Genomic DNA, 20,147 nt, shown 5'->3' on the forward strand with positions numbered 1-20,147 from the left:
GTTTGATGCATGCTGAATACCACGATCCGAGCATCAGCATCTAACTGACGAATTCTGTCCAGTGCCTTCAAACCGCTTTGTCCCGGCAGTGAAATATCCATGACCACAATATCGGGATGATGCTGGCGATACAGTTGATAGGCTTCGGCGCCATCGGCAGCCTCTGCAACGACCGTGAGTCTGGCTTGTTTTTGTAGTAACGCCCGGTAGCCTTCACGCACGATCGCATGGTCATCAACCAATAAAATACGGATGGGTGAGGAAGCCTCTTGACTCATGATGTTGTGTGCTCCAAAGCATGATTGATAGGCAGTTTGACATGAATCGACCAGCCGTGTTGTTGGCCTCTGGCGATCAGGATCTCTCCACCGAGGGCTGATACGCGCTCGCGAATGCCCAGCAGGCCAACACCTAGAGAGGGTTCAATGGGGGTGGCATTGTTATCACCATTGTCGTTGATGTTGATCTGCACTTGTTGTTCATTAACAGCGATATGCACTTCAGCCTGTGTCGCGTTGGCATGTTTGGCGATATTTGTCAGGCTTTCCTGAACGATCCGATACAGGTTGACCGGCAAAGGTTCAGGCAGCTGATCAATCATGGCATCGCAGTTCAGCAAGTATTGTGTGCCACCACCGCTGCGTTGATTCCAGCTTTTCACCAGTTTTTTCAAACTCTGTTGCAGGCCAATATCATCAATCTCGATGGGACGTAATCGGGTTTGCAGGTTTCTCAACGCAGTCATCATATGCTCGGTGATGTCCTGAATGCGTTCAAGCTCATCGAGCATGGCAGGGCAATCTTCGCGAGCCGTTTGACGAATTGATGCAGACACTGCGTTGATTCCTGACAAACACTGACCAAACTCATCATGTAATTCACGCGCGATGTAGCGATGTTCTTCTTCTTGTACATTAATAAGTTTAAGTGCTAATTCTTTGTTTTCATTTAATATATTTTGTTGGGACTCGGCCAGTGCGTTGATGGCATTACTGGTGCGGCGCCACTCTGCCACATCGAATCTTGGTAAGCGCTGAGCCAGATCCCCCTGACGCATTTTTTCAAGGCCTTTGACGATGTGTTTGGCGGGTCTGAGGATGCGACTGACCGTGACAAAAAACAGCATCGATAAAGCAAGCACCGTGATCATGGTGACGCCCATTAAACTCTGCAGGTTTTGCCAGGCACGCGATATTTCGGCCTGCTGATTGAGCGAGATAATGATCCTGCCGTAACTAAAGGCGTTGTAGACGACTTCGCGTTCAACCTCAAAGTGCGGGTTGAAGAGCTGTTGATACAACTGACCAAACCACAAAGGCCAGTCACGATTTTCCAGATCAACCTCCTGACACAGATTTCGCTGACGGCGACTGCTGATCGATTCAAAGCTGATACATGAACCGGGCAGGCCGTTGATACCTTGCCAAAGACGAATGTCCGGAAATGCCTCAGCGTGATCATAGCCTTGATGAATTCGCTTGATTTGCTGATACAGCTCACGATCAATGCGTTCGGCGGTGCTCACCGCTTCTTGTCTGGCGAGGTGATCGGTTTGATATACCACGTAACTGGCACTAGCCAGCAGGCAGATTAGGGTGATCAGTACGATCCTCAACAGCAGTGATAGTTGCAGATTCATTCAGTCAGACAGTTCATGGCGATGGCTCAAGTTTAGGCGCTGATGGAGTGCAAGCATAGCTTTGCTGCCTGTTCGGGAAATTTGCCCGACAAGCCCGGATGCGCTTTTATTCCCGCCCACATTGGTTACTATTGCTTCGGCCCCAAAACAACGGTGTCTACAAAAAAAATAATTTTGAGGAGAGAACAATGGAGATTTTACTGATTGGCGCGGTCGCAATGATTGCCGCTTTGATTCTGTCGGCCTGGCTGATGACTTTTGCCAGGTGGTTTCCCATCAAAGGTATTGATGGCGATTTTCTGGTGGATTACAAAACCATGATCCGCGCCCACATCGACTATGCGCTGATGGCGCTGTTTAGTCTGGGGTTTTACGGTTCAGCGGTGGGTGCGGGAATTGCCTTGCCTGTGATAGCCTGCTGGTGTGTCGCTATCGGCGGTTTTACCAATCCAACGATTTTTGTAGTCGCGGCATTCGATCCGGATTTCTGGAACAAGAAACGCTGGAAAATATTCTCGGCGGTGAGTTTTGTCATTACCACCGTAGGCTTCGTCTGGATTGCATACACGTTGCTGCAATTCTCGCTGGGGCGGTTGTTGGGTTAGAACACTTAAATTTAGAGGGTAAAGATAATGGCGGATTTGCAGCAACTTGAGACTGCACGCGAACATGCGCTGGCAATGGAAAAAGTCGTCAATCAGGTAGTGGTCGGGCAAGAGAAAGCGGTCAGATTGATTCTGATCGCCTTGCACTCGCGCGGACACGTTCTGCTTGAAGGTGGAGTGGGGGTTGGTAAAACCACTCTGTTGAGGACTTTTGCCAAAGCACTTGGCGGCGCATTTGGCCGGATCGAGGGTAGTGTCGATTTGATGCCGAATGACCTGCTCTATAGCGCCTGGGTTAATGCGGACGGAAAACCGGTCATTGATCCCGGTCCGCTGATTTCAAAAGGCGAAGAAACCGCTGTATTTTTCTTCAATGAAATCAACCGCGCACGTCCTCAGGTCCAGTCTCTGTTGCTGCGCGCCATGGCAGAAAGAAGTGTTGATGCCTTTGGCAAGGAATTTCGTTTCCCCCACATGGTGGTGTTCGCTGATAGAAATGCCGTCGAAAAAGAAGAAACTTTTGAGCTCAGTGCTGCGGCACGAGATCGTTTCTTGTTTGAAATCAATATCAGTCGCCCTGAAGAGGATGCCATTCGTCGCAAGCTGATTTTTGATCCTGCGTTTCATGACGTTGATGCATTGTTGGACAGTGTGACCGAGCCTTTGCTGGATTATCGCGATCTGAACGAGCTCGACAAACAGATACAGCAGGCAATTTTTGTGTCACCTGAAATTGAAAATTATGTGGTTCGTATCTGGGATGCCACCTGGCAGCCAGAAAAGCTGGATCTGCAATTACCGGATATTTTTGTTGAAGATCTGGTGGTGGCGGGTGCCAGTGTTCGTGGCATGTCTGCGATGGTCCGTGCAGCTAAAGTCTGCGCCTGGCTTGAGTCCAGAGATCATGTTTTACCGGAGGACATCCACACCGTGCTGCAAGCTGCATTGACGCACAGAGTGTTCTTGTCACCGGTGTACGAAGGCCGCCGTGAAAAGATCATGCCGCTGTTCCTGTCGGCGCTTCGTGATCATATTCCAACACCCTGATGGCTGATTCCATGTCACGACTGAATATTCAGCCGGAGGAGTTTACCTACCGGTTTCCACACAAGGTCTTTGGTCATGTGCCGGGGGCTCATAGTGGTACCTCATTGGGCAGTGGTGATCGCTTTGCAGGTTTTGCCGATTTGTTTGATTACGCTGACCCGCGTCGGCTCGATGTTCGGGCCAGTGTCAGAAATCAACTGGCTGATCCGCTGGCATCGGAACAACAGCGCTGGCTGGTGCGTCGTTACCAGCAACGTTCTGCCATTACGCTTTGGTTGCTGGCTGACATCACCCAGTCAATGGCAGTATCCGCTGTTGATCATGCCCGCTTGGCAAAACTGGCACATATGGTGGCGCATTCGGCGATTGGCTTTGGTGATCGTTTTGCCATGGCCAGCTTTGATAGTGAATGGCGGCAGGATGTCTCGATCATGCCGACTCGGCAACGCAGTGCACCGATGCTGGCCGCGGATATGTTGATGGCTGCCAATCCATCAAAAGTAGCTGGGGCAGAAGGCTTGTTTCACAGTGCTGATTTGGTGACCAGTTCACATGCGATGGTATTTCTGGCATCTGATTTCTGCTTTGATATCGAACTGCTGGATCGCACCTTGCGTAAGCTGTCGCATTACACCGTCGTGCCGGTCGTCTGGCAGCATGATGATGTGGATCATATACCTTCGCATGCCGGTTGGACCGAGATTCGCGATTCAGAAACCGGTACTCGTCAAAGTGTCTGGATGCGACCAAGTATTCAGAAACGCTGGCGGCAGATGATGGCGGATCACTTTGAGCAACTGACCGATTGTTTTATGCGTCATCGGGTCAGGCCATTGTTTGTCAATGGTGATATCACTGCGCAGCAATTGACGCAGTATTTCTACACCATGAAAAAATCATAGGAAGTTCATTCATGCGCTTTGTCAGCCTGTTATTTTTTTGTATGTTGTCCTTGCCTGCACTCGCCGATGAGAATGTGGCAACGGCCAGTCTTGAACGAAGCTGGGGCTTGCAGCTGGGGGATGAACTTGTATTGACCATCACCATGCCTGAACCGGATATGACTGTGGATAGCAGTTCATTACCACAGCGGGATCGTCGATATGGTGCCTGGCTGCACCTCAATCGAATTGAACAGGCCGACAACGGCTTGAAGATGTACTTTCAGTTGATCAATGTGCCCATCGAAAAGCAGGCACTTGAAACACCTGAGTTCACTGTTCGCACGACAGAGGGGCAGTTTGTCACGGTGCCGGGTGTGCCAATGACTATTGGCTCAATGTTAGCTGCAGATATTGGTGAACTGCGTGCTGCGATGCTGAAACCAGATCATGCACCGGTATTACTGGAAACACAGGCTGCTCGCCAACAGGTTCAACTGGCTCTGTTGGTGCTGGTGTTGACGCTGTTGGTGCTGGCGGGTTGGCATCTGGGCTTGCGGCCACGTCATCGCAAACCGTTTGCCAATGCGGTGTTTCACTTGTTTTTGATGAAATGGCGTGGTCGAAAAGATGCAGATGCCGCAACCCGTCTGCTGCATGAAGCTATCAACCAGACAGCGGGGACAGTGATTGTGCACAGTCATCTGCAAGTTATCTGGGATGCGGCGCCATGGCTTGAACCATTAAACGATCAGATTGAACGTTTTTATCAGCAATCAACAGCCCATTTTTTTGCCAGAGAAGCCGCTGGCGCTGTTGATTTTGATGAAATCTATGCGTTGACCAAGGCCTGCCGTGCTCGGGAGAAGCTGGCATGAGTTTGACCGCTTTCGGCTGGACGACGCCTTATCTGCTGCTGTTGCTGCCATTGGCATTATTACCCTGGCTTAATCACAATCTCGACAAAAAAGTCGCATGGGTACGCCTGGTGCCGGTTGATCCGTTGTCCAAGGCGATTTCTTTTCTGCTCAGATTGCTGGCAAGTCTCACCATCGCCGGACTGATAGTGGCCTTGGCCGGCCCATTTTTGCCCGAGCAATTGGTTGACCGATACGGGCAGGGCGCGGAAGTTGCCATTCTGGTAGACCGAAGTCGTAGTATGGATGACCCGTTTGCGGTTGTGCATCAACCGGCAATGCGTAGCCCTCATGGTGATGACAGTCGTCGTCGTGTCTCCAAGGACTATCTGACCGAGTTTGTTAATCGCAGGCCTGATGATCGCTTTGGTTATGTGTTTTTCAGCGCCAACTCTCAGGAATTATTACCACTGACATACAGCCGTGAAGCGATTCTGGCGACCATTGAAGCCGGTGCAATGGGACGGGGCTTGTCTGATACCAACATTGTCAATGCTTTGATCGAAGCTGCCGAAATGTTTGAACGGGAAGTTTACCGTGGCTCTCGCATTGTGTTGCTGATCTCCGACGGTGGAGCGGTGATTTCCGAGGAAGAACAGGCGTATATCACCGAGTTGTACCGGCAAAACAATCTGACTCTATATTGGATTTTTTTGCGGCCGATGATGGCGATGACACTTGAACCGAGTGAAGATGACAACCTGTTGTGGGTGGATACAGTTGAGCGTCGCTTGCATGAGTTTTTCAAAGGGCTAGGTGTGCCATATCGGGCATTTGAAGCCGGTTCCATGGAAGATTTTGCCAATGCAATTGACGAAATCGATCGCCAGCAATATCAGACGCTGGTGGTTCAGGATATTTTGCCGCGTCAGCCGCGTGCAGACCTTTTTTTGTGGTTGGCAATGTTGGCATTGTTGCTGCTAAGTGCATCACAGTTGTACACCCTGTGGGGAGTGAGAAAAGCGCATGAATAAAAAATTGATGTTTCTGCAATGGGGATTGGTTCTGCTGGCAGCCCTGTCGCTGGTCTGGTTGCTTGCGGGCATGGTGAAGCTTTTGCAGTTTCAATCGGTGAACAGCTTTATTGCTGATCCAACCGTAACGGAGCAGACGCCGGATTACCCACAGGCATGGTATGCCAGAGCGATTGCTGAAGCGACTGCGGGTGATATTAACGCTGCGCGGGAAGCCTACACCACCAGCATGCTCAATGCCGAGCCTGCCATGTTGGCTTCCAGCTATTTCAATCGTGGCAATTTGAACTTCAGAGAGGCGATTGGCTCGATCAGTGATCACGGCGGCCATATTTCTCTGGTTGAACTGGCAAAGCAGGACTATCGGATGGCACTGCGTTTGAATCCTGATTTGTGGGATGCAAGGCATAACCTGGAGCTGGCGCTCAGACTGGTGCCCGAAGATCCAACACTGGACGGCTTTTTTGAAAAAGACTTTATCAGTGAGCAATTGTCGATAGAGAGCAAGGCGTTCAAGGTTGAGTTGCCGTGATGCACTTGATCATTCGTCAATCTTCAATGTTTTTCGCAATTTATATCCGGGGTTGAGATGGCTGGGCGTTCCATTAATTATTTGCAACGTATTCGCCTGACCGCAATGGCCATGTGTGCTGCTGTGGTGTTGATCATGGCGGCACTCTGGTTTCCGCACGTGGATCGGGATATCAAGGTCGTTGATACATTGTTTGTTATCGACATCACCGACAGCATGTTGGTCAAGGATGCCCGGATAGGTCGTGAAACGGTCACTCGACTCGATTGGAGTCAGGAGTTTGTTCGTCAGGCAATGTTACAGATGCCTTGTGGCTCAAAAGTCGCGCTTGCAGCGTTTACCGACTCACGCAGTTTGATCCTGGTTAATCCAATTGAAGTCTGCGCCAACTATCATGACCTGATTCAGGTGCTATACAAAATTGAGCCTCCCATGGCCTGGGCTAAGGCGAGTGAAGTCTCCAAAGCCTTGTTTACGGCAATCAACCAGGCCAAAGATATGGACCCGGAGCCGAGTATCGTATTCATCACAGATGGTCATGAGTCACCACCGCTGCATGAAACGTTGTATCCGAAATTTGGCGGCACGCCCGGTGAAGTGAGTGGTGTGCTGATAGGGGTAGGTGGCACTGATGTGCAGCCGATACCCAAGAGCAATGAAGATGGGGAGATTATTGGCTATTGGGATGTCAATGAAGTACTTCATGTCGATGTCTATGCTGCTTTTCGTGGCGACCTGGCCGATGCGATGGCAAATGTGCAACGCACCGAACACCTTTCATCACAAAAGCATGATCACATGGAGCGGCTCGGCATCATGGTCGGCTTTGATTATCTGGATATGCCAACTGCAAATCAGTTGATGCGGACACTGAGAGCTCACGACTCAGCCAGAACACAGCGTGTTGATTATGATCCCTATCCAATCTTTGCCGGATTGGCGTTGTTGCTTTTGCTACTGCTTTACTTGCCTTATGGGTTGTTGCTTAGCTTGAGAAAGCGCAAGACATAAAACAGGCTCAGCAATAATGCCCACCAGACAGGGTGACTCAGATGAGCGATATTGTTTGGGAACTGCCTGCTTTGCTATGGGCCTTGCCGCTGGCACTGTTGCCTTTTGTTTATGTGGATGTCCGAAAGTCGGTTGTCTGGCTTAAATTAACCCCTGTTGATCCTCTGTCACGTATTCTGACGCCGCTGCTTAAACTCGCGGCCAGTTTACTGATTGCTTTACTCGTTATGGCGCTGGCAGGGCCGCATATTCCCGAACAGCTGAGTCAGCGAAGTGGCGAGGGGGCGGAAATCATCATCCTGGTCGACCGAAGCCGCAGTATGGACGATATTTTTGCGGCAGCACCCCGTAATACCTTATCGAGAGTGCCTATCGGTACTCAAAGCAAACGTCAGGTATCACGTGATTATCTCATTGAGTTTATCCAGCGACGACCTGATGACCGGTTTGGTTACGTTTTTTTCAGTAATCATTCAACTGAGCTGTTGTCATTGACTTATCACAAGGATGCTGTGATGGCGACTGTTGACGCAGGCGCGCTGGGTCGGGGTATTTCGCAGACAAATATCGTTGAAGCTTTGCTGAAAGCTGCGGACATGTTTGAACATGAGATTTATCGTGGGGCCCGAAGAGTGCTGTTGATATCTGATGGCGGCCAATTGTTGACCGAACAGGAGGAGTCGTTCATTCGGCAACGCTATCAAGCACTGCAGCTTGGCATTATCTGGATTTATCTGCCTGCAATGCGAGGAATGACCCTGGAACCCAGTGATCAGGATAACTTCCTGTGGGTAGACATGCCTGAGCGCAAGCTTCATGAGTTTTTCAAGACTTTGAGTATTCCGTATCAAGCGTTTGAGGCTGGCTCACTCTCCGATTTTGCCGATGCCATTGACGCTATCGACCAACAACACTACGAGACGCTGATGGTGGATGAAGTACAGCCAAGAAAGTCACTGGCTGATCGATTTCTGCTGTTTGCCCTGATGTTGGCTGGCTTGCTTGCCGCGATACAGGCATACAGCTGGTGGGGTGCTTATCTGCCTCGCGGCCATGATGTTGATGTTCGCAAGCTGAGTGGCATTTGTTATTGTGAGTATCTTGTTTTTGATAGTTGAGCCGGATGCAATCTTCCCAAAGTCGAAATGAACCCTATCTCAAGATTTCAATTGCCGATCAGCACTGCTGGTTATGGCAGGGCGAAACCTTGTTGTTTGATGCGCCGGTTTCAACCGCGTTAAACGGGCCGGGCGAGCAAAAAAACAGTGGTTGCACACCGCGTGGCCTGCATCAGGTACGCGCGAAGATAGGGCATGATTTGCCTATCAACACGGTCTTTGTGGGGCGCCGTCCTACCGGCGAAATATATAGCCCTGAACTGGGCCGTAAATTTCCAGACAGGGATTGGATTTTGACCAGAATACTCTGGCTTTCTGGCCTGGAACAGGGCAGAAACCGACTGGCAAATGTTGATACAATGCAGCGCTATATCTACATTCATGGCTGTCCGGATGAGTTGCCGATGGGCGTTGCGCTGTCGCATGGCTGCATCAGGATGCATAACGATGATTTATTGACACTGTTTGCACTGATTCCAGTGGGCACAACAGTTGAGATCACAGCATAAGGCGAAAAGCGGCATGACATTGGGTCCCCTGATGGTGGATGTGTCCGGTTTGACACTGACCGACACCGAAAAAGATATTCTCAAACATCCTCTGGTTGGCGGTGTAATTCTATTTAGTCGTAACTATGACTCTCCTGAGCAGATAGCCGAATTGACCTCAGAAATTCATGCCTTGAGAACCCCGCACTTGCTGATTGCAGTCGATCATGAAGGCGGCCGGGTACAACGCTTTCGTGACGGTTTTACTCGATTACCGCCCGTGGCTGCTCTGGGACGGCATTATCACGAACATAAACAACGTGCCTTGCATCAGGCTGAAGTGACCGGCTGGTTGATGGCGGCAGAATTACGTGCAGTAGGCGTTGATTTCAGTTTCGCGCCGGTACTGGATCTTGATTATGGCGTCAGCGAAGTGATTGGTGATCGTGCCTTTCATCGTGATCCCTTGGCAGTGACTGATCTGGCTCGTGCCTATATCGGCGGAATGAAACAGGCCTATATGGCAGCGGTTGGTAAGCACTTTCCCGGTCATGGCGCTGTTGAGGTTGATTCCCACCTTGGCTTGCCTGTGGATGATCGACACCTTGAAGATATGCTGCAAGCCGATATGTTGCCTTTCAGTCGTCTGTGTCAGAAGGTGCTGGCCGGAGTGATGCCGGCGCATATCGTCTATAGCCAGTGTGATTCTTTGCCGGCGGGATTTTCACCCTATTGGATTCAACAGATCCTGCGTCAGCGGTTGGGCTTTCAGGGCGCCGTTATCAGTGATGATTTAAGCATGGAAGGTGCCGCCATTATCGGCGATATGACCCAGCGTGCTGAGGCCGCCTTGTCGGCTGGTTGTGACTTGGTGCTGCTGTGCAATAACCCACAGCAGGTTGAAACGGTACTTGATACACTGAAATGTGAAGCCGACCCGCTGCGACATGCACGACTGGTCAGGTTGCATGGCCGACACACCATGGATTTGCAAACCTTGTTTGCCACACAACAATGGAAGCAGGCGGTGAATCTGATTGCAGATTATGCCCCTGATACGGAACGTCAGATGGATCTTGCTTGAACAGCCTGTCGGCTGTCCGAGAGAGCAAGAACCTCCCGCCATTAAGTCCAGAATTTGAGAATACATGTCAGCACAGTTTGTACATTTGCATTTGCACACCGATTATTCGCTTGTTGATGGCCTGGTCAGAGTCAAGCCGCTCGCCTCAACGGTGGCCAAGGCTGGCATGCCTGCCATTGCCATCACCGATCAACATAATCTGTTTGCCGCCGTCAAACTCTACAATGCTGCGCTTCAAGCCGGTATCAAGCCGATCCTTGGTGCCGATGTCAGGATGATTGATCCTGCCGATAACAAACGACAATGCCGTTTTGTGCTGTTATGCATGAATATGCAGGGTTATCACAACCTGTCGAAGTTGCTGTCACGCGCCTATATCGAGGGCCAGCATCTTGGGGTGCCCATGCTGGAGCACAGTTGGCTGACCGGACATACGGATGGCTTGATTTGCTTGTCAGGTGGGCGAGAAGGCGTGTTAGCCAGAGACTTACTCAATCAGCGACAGGATGAAGCACTCGCTGCATTGCCGTACTGGCAGGGCTTGTTTCCGGGCAGATTCTATCTTGAGCTGATTCGCACGGGCAGAGAAGATGAGGAACGCTTTATTCAGGCGGCTTTGACCTTGGCGGCTGAGGCCGACTTGCCGGTGGTGGCTACCAACGATGTTCGATTTCTGACGCCGGATCAGTTTGAGGCACACGAAGCCAAAGTCTGTATTCATGATGGTCGTCAACTTGATGATCCGCGCCGTCCCAGATTGTATTCAGAGCAACAATATCTGCGTAGTGCCGAAGAGATGGTTCGGCTGTTTCACGATATTCCGGAAGCCATTACCAACACTGTCGAAATCGCCAAGCGTTGCAATTTGCAACTGACACTGGGCGAACATTTCCTGCCGGATTTCCCGGTGCCGGAAGGCATGACTATCGAACAGTTTTTCTCGGAAGAGTCATTCAAGGGCTTAGCCAAGCGACTTGAGGTGCTGTACCCCGATGAGGCCGAGCGTGAAGCGCAACGTGAAACTTACCAGTCACGTCTGCAGATCGAACTTGATGTTATTAACAGCATGGGGTTTCCCGGTTACTTTTTGATCGTTGCTGACTTCATCCGCTGGGCCAAAGCCAATGGTGTGCCCGTCGGGCCAGGACGGGGTTCTGGTGCCGGTTCTCTGGTGGCTTACGCGCTTGAAATTACCGATCTTGACCCGCTGGCTTATGACTTGCTGTTTGAACGATTTTTGAATCCAGAGCGGGTATCACTGCCTGACTTTGACGTTGATTTTTGTATGGATGGCCGGGATCGAGTGATCGATTATGTATCACAGCGTTATGGCCGTGATCATGTGTCCCAAATCATCACCTACGGCACCATGGCAGCCAAAGCGGTATTGCGTGATGTCGGTCGGGTACTGGGGCATCCTTATGGCTTTGTTGACCAATTGGCAAAACTGGTGCCTTTTGAGTTGAAGATGACGCTGACCAAAGCCATGGAGCAAGAGCCTCAACTCAAAGAGCGTTATCAACAGGAAGAAGAGGTCAAAACCCTAATCGATCTGGCCTTGCAGCTGGAAGGTCTGACTCGAAATGTTGGTAAACATGCCGGCGGGGTGGTGATTGCACCCAAGGCGCTCACCGAATACACACCGCTGTATTGCGAGCACAACGGTGCCGGTCTGGTCTCACAATATGACAAGGATGATGTTGAAAGTGTCGGCCTGGTCAAGTTCGACTTTCTTGGTCTGAAAACACTGACCGTGATCGATTGGGCGGTCAACAATGTCAAGGCAATGCTGCCTGAAGCGGAAGCGGCCAAAATTGACATTACCAATCTGCCACTGGATGACAAGGCTAGCTACGATCTGCTCAAACGATGCGAAACCACCGCGGTATTCCAGCTTGAATCGCGTGGTATGAAAGAGCTTATCAAGCGGCTGCAACCGGATACCTTTGAAGACATCATCGCATTGGTTGCTTTGTTCCGTCCCGGGCCTTTGCAATCAGGCATGGTTGATGACTTTGTCAACCGTAAACATGGCCGGGCCAGAGTTGATTATCCGCATCCAGATCTGGAGCCTGTGCTCAAACCCACCTATGGTGTCATTGTCTACCAGGAACAGGTGATGCAAATCGCCCAGATCCTGGCTGGTTACAGTCTGGGTGGTGCGGACATGTTGCGCCGGGCCATGGGTAAGAAAAAGCCGGAAGAAATGGCCAAACAACGGCAAATCTTCCTGGAAGGTGCCCAAAACCGCGGCATCGAGGAAAACATCGCAGGCCCCATTTTTGATTTGATGGAAAAATTTGCCGAGTATGGTTTTAATAAATCTCACTCGGCCGCTTACGCACTGGTGGCCTATCAGACAGCGTGGTTAAAAGCGCATTACCCAGCCGCCTTCATGGCAGCGGTATTGTCGGCGGATATGGACAACACCGACAAGGTGGTCAGTCTGATTGACGAATGCAGAGACATGAATCTCAAGGTTCTGCCGCCAGACGTTAATCACAGCAAAATCAAGTTTACCGTTGAGGATGAAACAACCATCCGTTATGGCCTGGGTGCCATTAAAGGTGTTGGTGAAGCAGCGCTGGCGGGCATTGTCGCTGAACGACAATCTGGCGAACCTTTCAAGTCATTATTTGACTTCTGTCGCCGGGTTGAATTGAAAAAAATCAATCGCCGGGTAATGGAGTCGCTGGTGAAGTCCGGGGCATTTGATTCACTGGGTGGACATCGGGCAAGTCTCGAAGCCAGTCTGGCTAATGCCATACAGATAGCCGATCAGCATCGTCGTGATCTGGACAGTGGTCAAAATGATTTGTTTGGACTGCCGGGTGCTGTTGAGCAAGCTACGGCAAGTCCCGGGGAAACCCTGCAACAGGTGGCGGAATGGCCTGAAGATCAGCTGTTGCAGGCAGAAAAGGAAACACTGGGACTGTATCTGAGTGGTCATCCGATTGATCGTTATGTTCAGGAATTGAGTCGATTTATTCCGAAAAGAATTAACGAGCTGGATGCGCCGGAAGCAAAAGGTTATCAACGTAACGAGATCCCTGTACGTACCGCTGGACTGATTGTCGCAATACGCACCATGAAATCCAAAAACGGCAGTCGCATGGCCTTTATCACATTGGATGATCAAACGGCGCGACTTGAAGTACGTGTATTTTCAGAGGTTTATGAGCAGCATCAGTCTTTATTACAACCTGATAAGCTGGTGGTGATCCAAGGCAAAATCGGTCAGGATAATTTTACCGGCGGACTCGCCGCCACCGCCGAGGCGGTGTATGGTCTCGATAAGGCACGTGAATTGTTTGGCACAGCGCTACAGATTCAGGTCGAGCAGCAAGATGATGATGTGCAGTGGCTGGGTCAGCTGGAACAGACCTTGATGCCTTTCAAGGGCGGCATGTTGTCGGTAGAACTGAAATATGCCAATTCAGAGGCATCTGCACTGCTGACTTTCGGAGAAGACTGGAAAATTGCGCCGACGGACAGTCTGCTGACGCAATTGGCAAACTTGCCGGTGACGCGCGCTGTTACAATCCGGTATGCCGAAGCACGAAACGACTGACAAGCGATTTTAATAGCAGCTCGGCATCGCTCTGATGATCGGCGTTTACAACGGGTACTGCGGAGAACTGAACTCGATGGACATGACACCTTATCTGAAATTGATGGCCGAAAAAGAAGCTTCGGATCTGTTTTTCTGCACCGGCACCGAGCCGCAATTAAAGATCCAGGGTGTGATTCGCCCGATAGGCAATAAAAAGATGTTGCCCGGCGAAGTGGAACAACTGGCAAATGCGCTGATGAACGAGCAACAGCGTGCTGAATTTCAGAGCGTTATGGAAATGAACTTTGCAGTACCGCTCAAGGATGTCGGGCGATTCAGGGTAAATGTGTTTCGTCAGCGCGGTGAAGTTTCAATCGTCATCCGCTATATCAAGAGCAAAATTCCAAAATTCGAAGAAATGAATCTGCCAGATGTACTTGGCAATATCATTATCGAAAAACGGGGTTTGATTCTGGTGGTGGGGGCTACCGGCAGTGGTAAATCAACTACCTTGGCCGCCATGATTGGTCATCGCAATCAGACCACCAACTCGCATATCCTGACTATTGAAGATCCTTTGGAGTTTGTCCACGCGCATGGCCGTTCAATTGTGCAGCAACGCGAAGTTGGTATTGACACCTTATCCTACGAAAATGCCTTGAAAAATGCCCTGCGTGAAGCGCCAGATGTCATTTTGATTGGCGAGATTCGTGATATGGAAACCATGAAACATGCCATCAATTACTCGGAAACCGGTCACCTCTGTCTAGCCACATTGCACGCGAATAATGCCAATCAGGCATTGGACCGTATTCTTAACTTCTTCCCTGAAGCCATGCACCGGCAGTTGTTGATGGATTTATCACTGAATCTGCGAGCGATAGTTTCCCAACGTTTGCTGCCCAGTAAGCAAGGTGGTTTGGTGCCGGCTGTAGAGGTGATGCTGTCAACTCCGTTTATTGCCGAACTTATCAGTAAAGGCGACATTGGTGGTATCAAGGAAGCCATGAAAGACAGCAGTGCCGCCGGCACCATCACATTTGATCAGGCACTGCTTCAACTGTTCTATGACGGCAAGATTAGTATGGAAGAAGCACTGCAAAATGCCGATTCGAAGAATGATGTCAGTCTCGAAATTCGTATGAACAGTAGCCAAGACGACGCGGATGGTCACAGCGAATTGATAATGAATTAAGGTCAACAACCATGCACTAAATGGTTGTAGGCGACCTGCATAAAGTCAATACATCGCTCTGTGTCCGTCCGGTTATACGCAAAAATAGTCACCAGCAGATACGGTGTTAACAGCTCAACTGTCCTTAGAGCGTGTATAATCGAAAAATTTGAATCCGGGATTATTGGACGATGCAATTACACTTCCTTGACTACGAGCAACCTATTGCAGAGCTTGAAGCCAAAATCGATGAATTGCGTTACATGAGTAACGACAGTGACTTGAATATCACCGAGGAAATTCAGAAATTAAAGGAAAAAAGTGAATCGCTGACGCGTTCAATTTTTGCTTCTTTGACACCATGGCAGGTCACGCAAATGGCTCGCCACCCGCAACGCCCATATACGCTTGATTATGTGCAGCGTCTGCTGACTGACTTTGAAGAACTGCATGGCGACAGAACCTATGCTGACGACAAAGCACTGGTCTGTGGCATCGGCCGCCTGGATGGTCAGCCAGTCGCGGTGATTGGACACCAGAAAGGTCGCGATACCAAAGAAAAAGTGTTGCGTAATTTTGGCATGCCCCGTCCTGAAGGCTATCGCAAGGCATTAAGAATCATGAAGTTGGCCGAGCGTTTTTCGATGCCGGTATTAACGTTCATCGACACGCCTGGCGCCTATCCTGGGATTGGTGCTGAAGAGCGTGGTCAAAGTGAAGCTATTGCTCGTAACCTGTTTGAAATGGCCAGTCTGAAAACACCGATTATCAGCACTGTCATTGGTGAAGGTGGCTCTGGTGGTGCTCTGGCAGTAGGTGTCGCTGATCATTTGATGATGCTTGAATATGGCATCTACTCGGTCATTTCTCCCGAAGGTTGTGCCTCAATCCTGTGGAAAAGTGCCGAAAAAGCACCTGATGCGGCGGCCACACTGGGTGTCACCTCAGGCAGGCTCAAGGAACTGGGGCTGGTCGATGAAGTACTGCCAGAACCGCTGGGTGGTGCGCATCGAAACCTTGATGACATGGCCAAACGCCTGAAACTGTCCATCAACAAACAACTCAAACAGTTGTCTGCTATTTCCAGCGAAGAACTTGTCCGCCGGCGTCAAAAACGACTGCTCGAGTATGGTGAGTTTGAAGGCTGATTAAGCCGTGACAGTTAATCCGCAGTACATCCTGAGCGAAGTACTGCGGCTGAGCGCTGGCCGCAATCTCTGTCTGGCCTACAGCGGCGGTGTTGATTCACACGTGCTATTACACCTGCTGGCAAGCTTGCCAGTAGAACAGCGCCCCAAACTGAGCGTTATTCACATCGATCACGGGCTCAATGCTGACTCAGCCCGATGGGCAATTCACTGCCAAAAAACGGTTGAGGCGCTGGGTCTTTGCTGTGAAGTCATCAAAGTCAATGTCACGCAGATCAACGAACTTGGACTAGAAGCGGCTGCCAGACAGGCACGCTATCAGGCATTCAGGCAACGATTGACTGAGCAGGATTGTTTGTTAACTGCACAGCATCAGCAGGACCAGGCTGAAACAGTGTTGTTACAGCTGTTTCGTGGTGCGGGTGTGCGGGGGCTTTCTGCGATGCAGGCGGTGACAGATCTTGCCGGTTTGAGGGTAGTTAGACCCTTGCTGAATGTTTCGCGCGATGCACTGGTGGCCTACGCTAATCAACATCAACTTGACTGGCTGGAAGACCCGAGTAATGACGATATTTCAATCAATCGAAATTTTTTGCGGCATCAGGTGATGCCGCTGCTGGCGGATCGCTGGCCAGCAATATCGGCAACATTGAGTCGAACGGCCAGTCATCAGGCAGATGCCCAACTGTTACTGGATGAACTTGCCCAGGCCGACTTAGCAGCAGCCGAGGTTGATTGGGCCGTAGCCAGTGTTTCAATTTCTGCTCTCAGTCAGCTCAGTCGACAGCGATGTGCAAATGCCCTCAGATTCTGGCTACAGCGACTGGGCTTTCAGGCACCTGCTACCATTCAGCTTGAGCGAATCATGGATGATGTCTTCAGCGCAGCAATAGATCGTGAGCCGCTGGTGCATTGGCATAATGTTGAGGTCAGAAGGTTTCACCAGCGACTGTATGCCATGGCAGCCCCTTGTTCGCGGCCGCAGCCGATTCATCTGGTCGATACCAGCGATATTCCTTTATCAGACAACATGATTTTACATTGGCAGCCGCATCGTGGCGCAGGCCTGAGTTTGCAGACAATCCAATCTGGATTGACCGTTGCTTATCGCAAAGGCGGTGAAAAAATTCAGCTGGCAGGACATGCTCATCACCATTCACTGAAAAAGCTTTTTCAGCAATGGCAGATCCCGCCCTGGCAACGTCAACGAATTCCGCTGTTGTTTGCCGGCAGCGAGCTTGTCGCCGTCGTGGGCTATGGCTGGTCTGCAAAGCATGCCGTCAAAGACAATGAAACGGGCTGGATTGCGCACACGCAAGCCGGTCAGCAGACCAGTTTTTCATTGAGCGATATCGCTGATTCTGGTAATTTATGAGCAATTTTGTGCGCTGCCATTCTGGCGGCGCCGTTTTTATTTTGAACTCTCCAATATGACTAAATTTATCTTTGTCACTGGTGGTGTGGTGTCGTCTCTTGGTAAGGGAATCGCGGCAGCCTCGCTGGCAGCGATACTTGAAGCCCGTGGACTGAAGGTCACGCTGGTCAAGTTAGACCCCTACATCAATGTTGATCCCGGCACGATGAGTCCTTTGCAGCACGGCGAAGTATTTGTCACTGATGATGGAGCCGAGACCGATCTGGATCTTGGTCATTATGAGCGTTTTATCGACGCCAACATGGCCAGTCGTAACAATCACACCACAGGTCAGATCTACGAAAACGTTATTCGTAAAGAGCGTCGTGGTGAATACCTGGGCAACACAGTACAGGTCATTCCGCATATCACCGATGAGATTAAGCGCTGCATTTACGAAGGGGCAGGAGATGCTGATGTTGCCCTGATCGAAATCGGCGGTACTGTCGGCGATATCGAATCGCTGCCATTCCTGGAAACCATTCGCCAGATGGCGACGGAACTTGGTCGCGATCGTGCGCTGTTCATCCACCTCACCCTGGTGCCTTACATCAGTTCGGCTGGCGAAATAAAAACCAAACCGACCCAGCATTCGGTCAAAGAACTCCGCACCATCGGTATTCAGCCAGATGTGCTGTTGTGCCGTATGGATCGTGAACTGCCTGAATCGGAACGTCGCAAAATTGCCCTGTTTACCAATGTGCCAGAGAAGTCTGTAATCACGGCGGTTGATGTTGACAGTATCTACAAGATTCCAATGGAATTGCACCGACAAAATCTGGATGAAATTGTCGTCAAACAACTGGGATTAGACGCAAAACCGGCTGATTTGAGTCAGTGGCAGCAGGTTTACGATAATCTTTGCAACCCGGATGGTGAAGTGGACATTGCCATGGTCGGCAAATACATGGAACTGACCGAAGCCTATAAATCACTGTCAGAAGCTTTGGTTCATGCAGGGATTCATACCCGTACCAAAGTGAATGTGCATTACGTTGACTCTGAACTTGTCGAGAAGCAGGGCACCGATTGCATTGCTTCAATGGACGCGATTCTGGTGCCAGGTGGTTTTGGCAAACGCGGTGTTGAAGGCATGATTCAAACGGCACGTTTCGCTCGGGAAAACAAAATTCCTTACCTCGGAATCTGTCTGGGTATGCAGGTCGCCGTGATCGAGTACGCACGTCACATGGCGGGGCTGGAAGGGGCATTTAGTACCGAGTTTGATCTCAATACACCGCATCCGGTGATTGGCCTGATCACCGAATGGCAAAAAGAAGATGGCAGTGTTGAATTGCGTGACCAGGATTCTGATCTGGGCGGCACCATGCGCCTGGGCGGCTATCCATGTGTGTTGACTGAGGGTAGCCTTGCTCAGAAAATTTACGGCCAGTCAGAAATTATTGAACGCCATCGCCATCGATATGAATTCAACAGCAACTACAAATCTCAACTGGAACAGGCGGGGCTGGTATTTTCAGGCATGTCGCGAGACAACTCGCTGGCCGAGATGATCGAAATTCCCGGACATCCATGGTTTGTGGCCTGCCAATTCCATCCCGAGTTTACCTCTACTCCGCGGCATGGACATCGTTTGTTTGAAGGCTTTATCAACGCCGCTAAACTCAATCGTCAACAGCGAGGCCAAGCCTGATGCAATTATGTGGTTTTGAAGTCGGTGAAAAACAACCACTGTTTTTAATTGCCGGTACCTGTGTCATTGAAAGCGAACAGATGACCATGGATGTCGCTGGTCAATTGAAGGAAATCACTGACAGTCTGGGCATTCCTTTCATCTACAAATCTTCATTTGACAAGGCGAACCGGACATCAACAAAAAGTTACCGTGGACCTGGCATTGAAGCGGGTCTTGCGATTCTGGAAAAAGTCAAAAAAACGCTGAATGTGCCGATTTTGACTGATGTTCATGAAGACACTCCACTTGCAGAAGTGGCCAGCGTAGTTGATGTGCTGCAGACACCGGCTTTTTTGTGTCGGCAAACCAATTTCATTATCAATGTTGCCAGCCAAGGCTTGCCGGTTAATATCAAGAAAGGTCAGTTTCTGGCGCCATGGGATATGGCTCATGTTGCTGAAAAAGCCAAATCAACCGGTAATCAGCAGATTATGCTATGCGAACGTGGCACATCATTTGGCTATAACACACTGATATCGGACATGCGTGGCTTGCCGGTGATGCGCCAGATGGATTGCCCGGTGGTATTTGATGCCACCCACTCCGTACAACAGCCTGGTGGTCAAGGCGGTATGTCGGGTGGTCAGCGCCAGTTTGTGCCGGTTCTGGCGCGCTCTGCGGTAGCGGCGGGAATCGCCGGTTTGTTTATGGAAACACACCCTAATCCGGAGCAGGCGCTGAGTGATGGGCCAAACTCATGGCCACTGGCCAAAATGCATGAGCTGTTGTCGACTTTGATGGCGGTGGATGCCGTGGTCAAACAAAACAACTTTCTTGAAGATGAATACCTCTAGGGTCTGTGTAACTTTGACCGCCGCCAACTGCGGTGATGACAGAAGATTAAACAGACGCTAGTTCTAATTTCA

The 20,147-nt window shown here is 50.4% G+C and carries 18 protein-coding genes; 16 read left to right on the forward strand and 2 right to left on the reverse strand.

Translation table 11 applies throughout. The features are described 5' to 3' along the window. On the reverse strand, positions 1-278 hold a 278-nt coding region (locus MPL1_RS09835), incomplete at its 3' end, for a response regulator (RefSeq protein WP_009726984.1). Further along, on the reverse strand, positions 275-1,639 hold the full coding sequence (locus tag MPL1_RS09840) for a sensor histidine kinase (RefSeq protein ID WP_009726985.1): 1,365 nt from the start codon (positions 1,637-1,639) through the stop codon (positions 275-277). The genes MPL1_RS09835 and MPL1_RS09840, both read right to left, overlap by 4 nt. Positions 1,640-1,827: 188 nt before the next feature. Here MPL1_RS09840 and MPL1_RS09845 point away from each other — a divergent pair, with 188 nt between their 5' ends. The 16 genes from MPL1_RS09845 (at position 1,828) to kdsA (ending at position 20,075) form a co-directional block, all read left to right on the forward strand. Continuing rightward, complete coding sequence (locus MPL1_RS09845; RefSeq protein WP_009726986.1) at positions 1,828-2,244, forward strand: hypothetical protein; 417 nt, start codon at positions 1,828-1,830, stop codon at positions 2,242-2,244. Between the two features lie 27 nt (positions 2,245-2,271). Beyond that, positions 2,272-3,291, forward strand: a complete 1,020-nt coding sequence (locus MPL1_RS09850) for an AAA family ATPase (RefSeq protein ID WP_009726987.1) — start codon at positions 2,272-2,274, stop codon at positions 3,289-3,291. Between the two features lie 11 nt (positions 3,292-3,302). Next, positions 3,303-4,193, forward strand: coding sequence for a DUF58 domain-containing protein (locus tag MPL1_RS09855; protein ID WP_152417647.1), 891 nt, complete (start codon positions 3,303-3,305; stop codon positions 4,191-4,193). Between the two features lie 11 nt (positions 4,194-4,204). After that, positions 4,205-5,050 (forward strand): hypothetical protein, encoded by an 846-nt coding sequence (locus MPL1_RS09860; protein WP_009726989.1) that lies wholly within the window; start codon positions 4,205-4,207, stop codon positions 5,048-5,050. Next, positions 5,047-6,063 carry a vWA domain-containing protein gene (locus MPL1_RS09865; RefSeq protein ID WP_009726990.1) on the forward strand — a complete coding sequence of 339 codons (1,017 nt, stop codon included), beginning with the start codon at positions 5,047-5,049 and terminating at the stop codon, positions 6,061-6,063. The genes MPL1_RS09860 and MPL1_RS09865 overlap by 4 nt, the downstream gene beginning before the upstream one ends. Beyond that, entirely contained in the window at positions 6,056-6,595 is a 540-nt protein-coding gene (locus MPL1_RS09870; protein ID WP_009726991.1) for a tetratricopeptide repeat protein, read from the forward strand. Before MPL1_RS09865 ends, MPL1_RS09870 begins: the two co-directional genes overlap by 8 nt. A 57-nt stretch (positions 6,596-6,652) precedes the next feature. Then, complete coding sequence (locus MPL1_RS09875) at positions 6,653-7,606, forward strand: VWA domain-containing protein (protein WP_009726992.1); 954 nt, start codon at positions 6,653-6,655, stop codon at positions 7,604-7,606. A gap of 41 nt (positions 7,607-7,647) precedes the next feature. After that, positions 7,648-8,724: a vWA domain-containing protein gene (locus MPL1_RS09880; RefSeq protein WP_009726993.1), complete on the forward strand. Its 1,077-nt coding sequence runs from the start codon at positions 7,648-7,650 to the stop codon at positions 8,722-8,724. A 5-nt stretch (positions 8,725-8,729) separates the two neighbouring features. After that, positions 8,730-9,233, forward strand: coding sequence for a L,D-transpeptidase (locus MPL1_RS09885; RefSeq protein ID WP_009726994.1), 504 nt, complete (start codon positions 8,730-8,732; stop codon positions 9,231-9,233). A 13-nt stretch (positions 9,234-9,246) separates the two neighbouring features. Beyond that, positions 9,247-10,296: a beta-N-acetylhexosaminidase gene (gene nagZ / locus MPL1_RS09890; RefSeq protein WP_009726995.1), complete on the forward strand. Its 1,050-nt coding sequence runs from the start codon at positions 9,247-9,249 to the stop codon at positions 10,294-10,296. A 64-nt stretch (positions 10,297-10,360) separates the two neighbouring features. After that, complete coding sequence (gene dnaE, locus MPL1_RS09895) at positions 10,361-13,867, forward strand: DNA polymerase III subunit alpha (RefSeq protein ID WP_009726996.1); 3,507 nt, start codon at positions 10,361-10,363, stop codon at positions 13,865-13,867. 76 nt (positions 13,868-13,943) lie between these two features. Next, complete coding sequence (locus MPL1_RS09900; RefSeq protein WP_009726997.1) at positions 13,944-15,044, forward strand: PilT/PilU family type 4a pilus ATPase; 1,101 nt, start codon at positions 13,944-13,946, stop codon at positions 15,042-15,044. A 170-nt stretch (positions 15,045-15,214) separates the two neighbouring features. Continuing rightward, positions 15,215-16,171, forward strand: a complete 957-nt coding sequence (accA, locus tag MPL1_RS09905) for an acetyl-CoA carboxylase carboxyl transferase subunit alpha (protein WP_009726998.1) — start codon at positions 15,215-15,217, stop codon at positions 16,169-16,171. Positions 16,172-16,178: 7 nt separating this feature from the next. Then, complete coding sequence (tilS, locus tag MPL1_RS09910) at positions 16,179-17,546, forward strand: tRNA lysidine(34) synthetase TilS (protein ID WP_009726999.1); 1,368 nt, start codon at positions 16,179-16,181, stop codon at positions 17,544-17,546. A gap of 55 nt (positions 17,547-17,601) precedes the next feature. Then, entirely contained in the window at positions 17,602-19,239 is a 1,638-nt protein-coding gene (locus MPL1_RS09915) for a CTP synthase (RefSeq protein WP_009727000.1), read from the forward strand. Next, positions 19,239-20,075, forward strand: a complete 837-nt coding sequence (kdsA, locus tag MPL1_RS09920) for a 3-deoxy-8-phosphooctulonate synthase (protein ID WP_009727001.1) — start codon at positions 19,239-19,241, stop codon at positions 20,073-20,075. The genes MPL1_RS09915 and kdsA overlap by 1 nt, the downstream gene beginning before the upstream one ends. The last annotated feature ends 72 nt before the right edge of the window (positions 20,076-20,147 follow it).

The sequence above is a fragment of the Methylophaga lonarensis MPL genome, assembly GCF_000349205.1.
Lineage (GTDB): Bacteria > Pseudomonadota > Gammaproteobacteria > Nitrosococcales > Methylophagaceae > Methylophaga > Methylophaga lonarensis.

Coding starts and splice junctions, on each gene's coding strand:
- nagZ (WP_009726995.1), top strand. CDS start 9,247: ATGACATTGGGTCCCCTGATGGTGGATGTGTCCGGTTTGACACTGACC.
- MPL1_RS09900 (WP_009726997.1), top strand. CDS start 13,944: ATGGACATGACACCTTATCTGAAATTGATGGCCGAAAAAGAAGCTTCG.
- MPL1_RS09850 (WP_009726987.1), top strand. CDS start 2,272: ATGGCGGATTTGCAGCAACTTGAGACTGCACGCGAACATGCGCTGGCA.
- MPL1_RS09915 (WP_009727000.1), top strand. CDS start 17,602: ATGACTAAATTTATCTTTGTCACTGGTGGTGTGGTGTCGTCTCTTGGT.
- MPL1_RS09840 (WP_009726985.1), bottom strand. CDS start 1,639: ATGAATCTGCAACTATCACTGCTGTTGAGGATCGTACTGATCACCCTA.
- MPL1_RS09860 (WP_009726989.1), top strand. CDS start 4,205: ATGCGCTTTGTCAGCCTGTTATTTTTTTGTATGTTGTCCTTGCCTGCA.
- MPL1_RS09885 (WP_009726994.1), top strand. CDS start 8,730: ATGCAATCTTCCCAAAGTCGAAATGAACCCTATCTCAAGATTTCAATT.
- kdsA (WP_009727001.1), top strand. CDS start 19,239: ATGCAATTATGTGGTTTTGAAGTCGGTGAAAAACAACCACTGTTTTTA.
- MPL1_RS09865 (WP_009726990.1), top strand. CDS start 5,047: ATGAGTTTGACCGCTTTCGGCTGGACGACGCCTTATCTGCTGCTGTTG.
- accA (WP_009726998.1), top strand. CDS start 15,215: ATGCAATTACACTTCCTTGACTACGAGCAACCTATTGCAGAGCTTGAA.
- MPL1_RS09875 (WP_009726992.1), top strand. CDS start 6,653: ATGGCTGGGCGTTCCATTAATTATTTGCAACGTATTCGCCTGACCGCA.
- dnaE (WP_009726996.1), top strand. CDS start 10,361: ATGTCAGCACAGTTTGTACATTTGCATTTGCACACCGATTATTCGCTT.
- MPL1_RS09880 (WP_009726993.1), top strand. CDS start 7,648: ATGAGCGATATTGTTTGGGAACTGCCTGCTTTGCTATGGGCCTTGCCG.
- MPL1_RS09855 (WP_152417647.1), top strand. CDS start 3,303: ATGTCACGACTGAATATTCAGCCGGAGGAGTTTACCTACCGGTTTCCA.
- MPL1_RS09870 (WP_009726991.1), top strand. CDS start 6,056: ATGAATAAAAAATTGATGTTTCTGCAATGGGGATTGGTTCTGCTGGCA.
- MPL1_RS09845 (WP_009726986.1), top strand. CDS start 1,828: ATGGAGATTTTACTGATTGGCGCGGTCGCAATGATTGCCGCTTTGATT.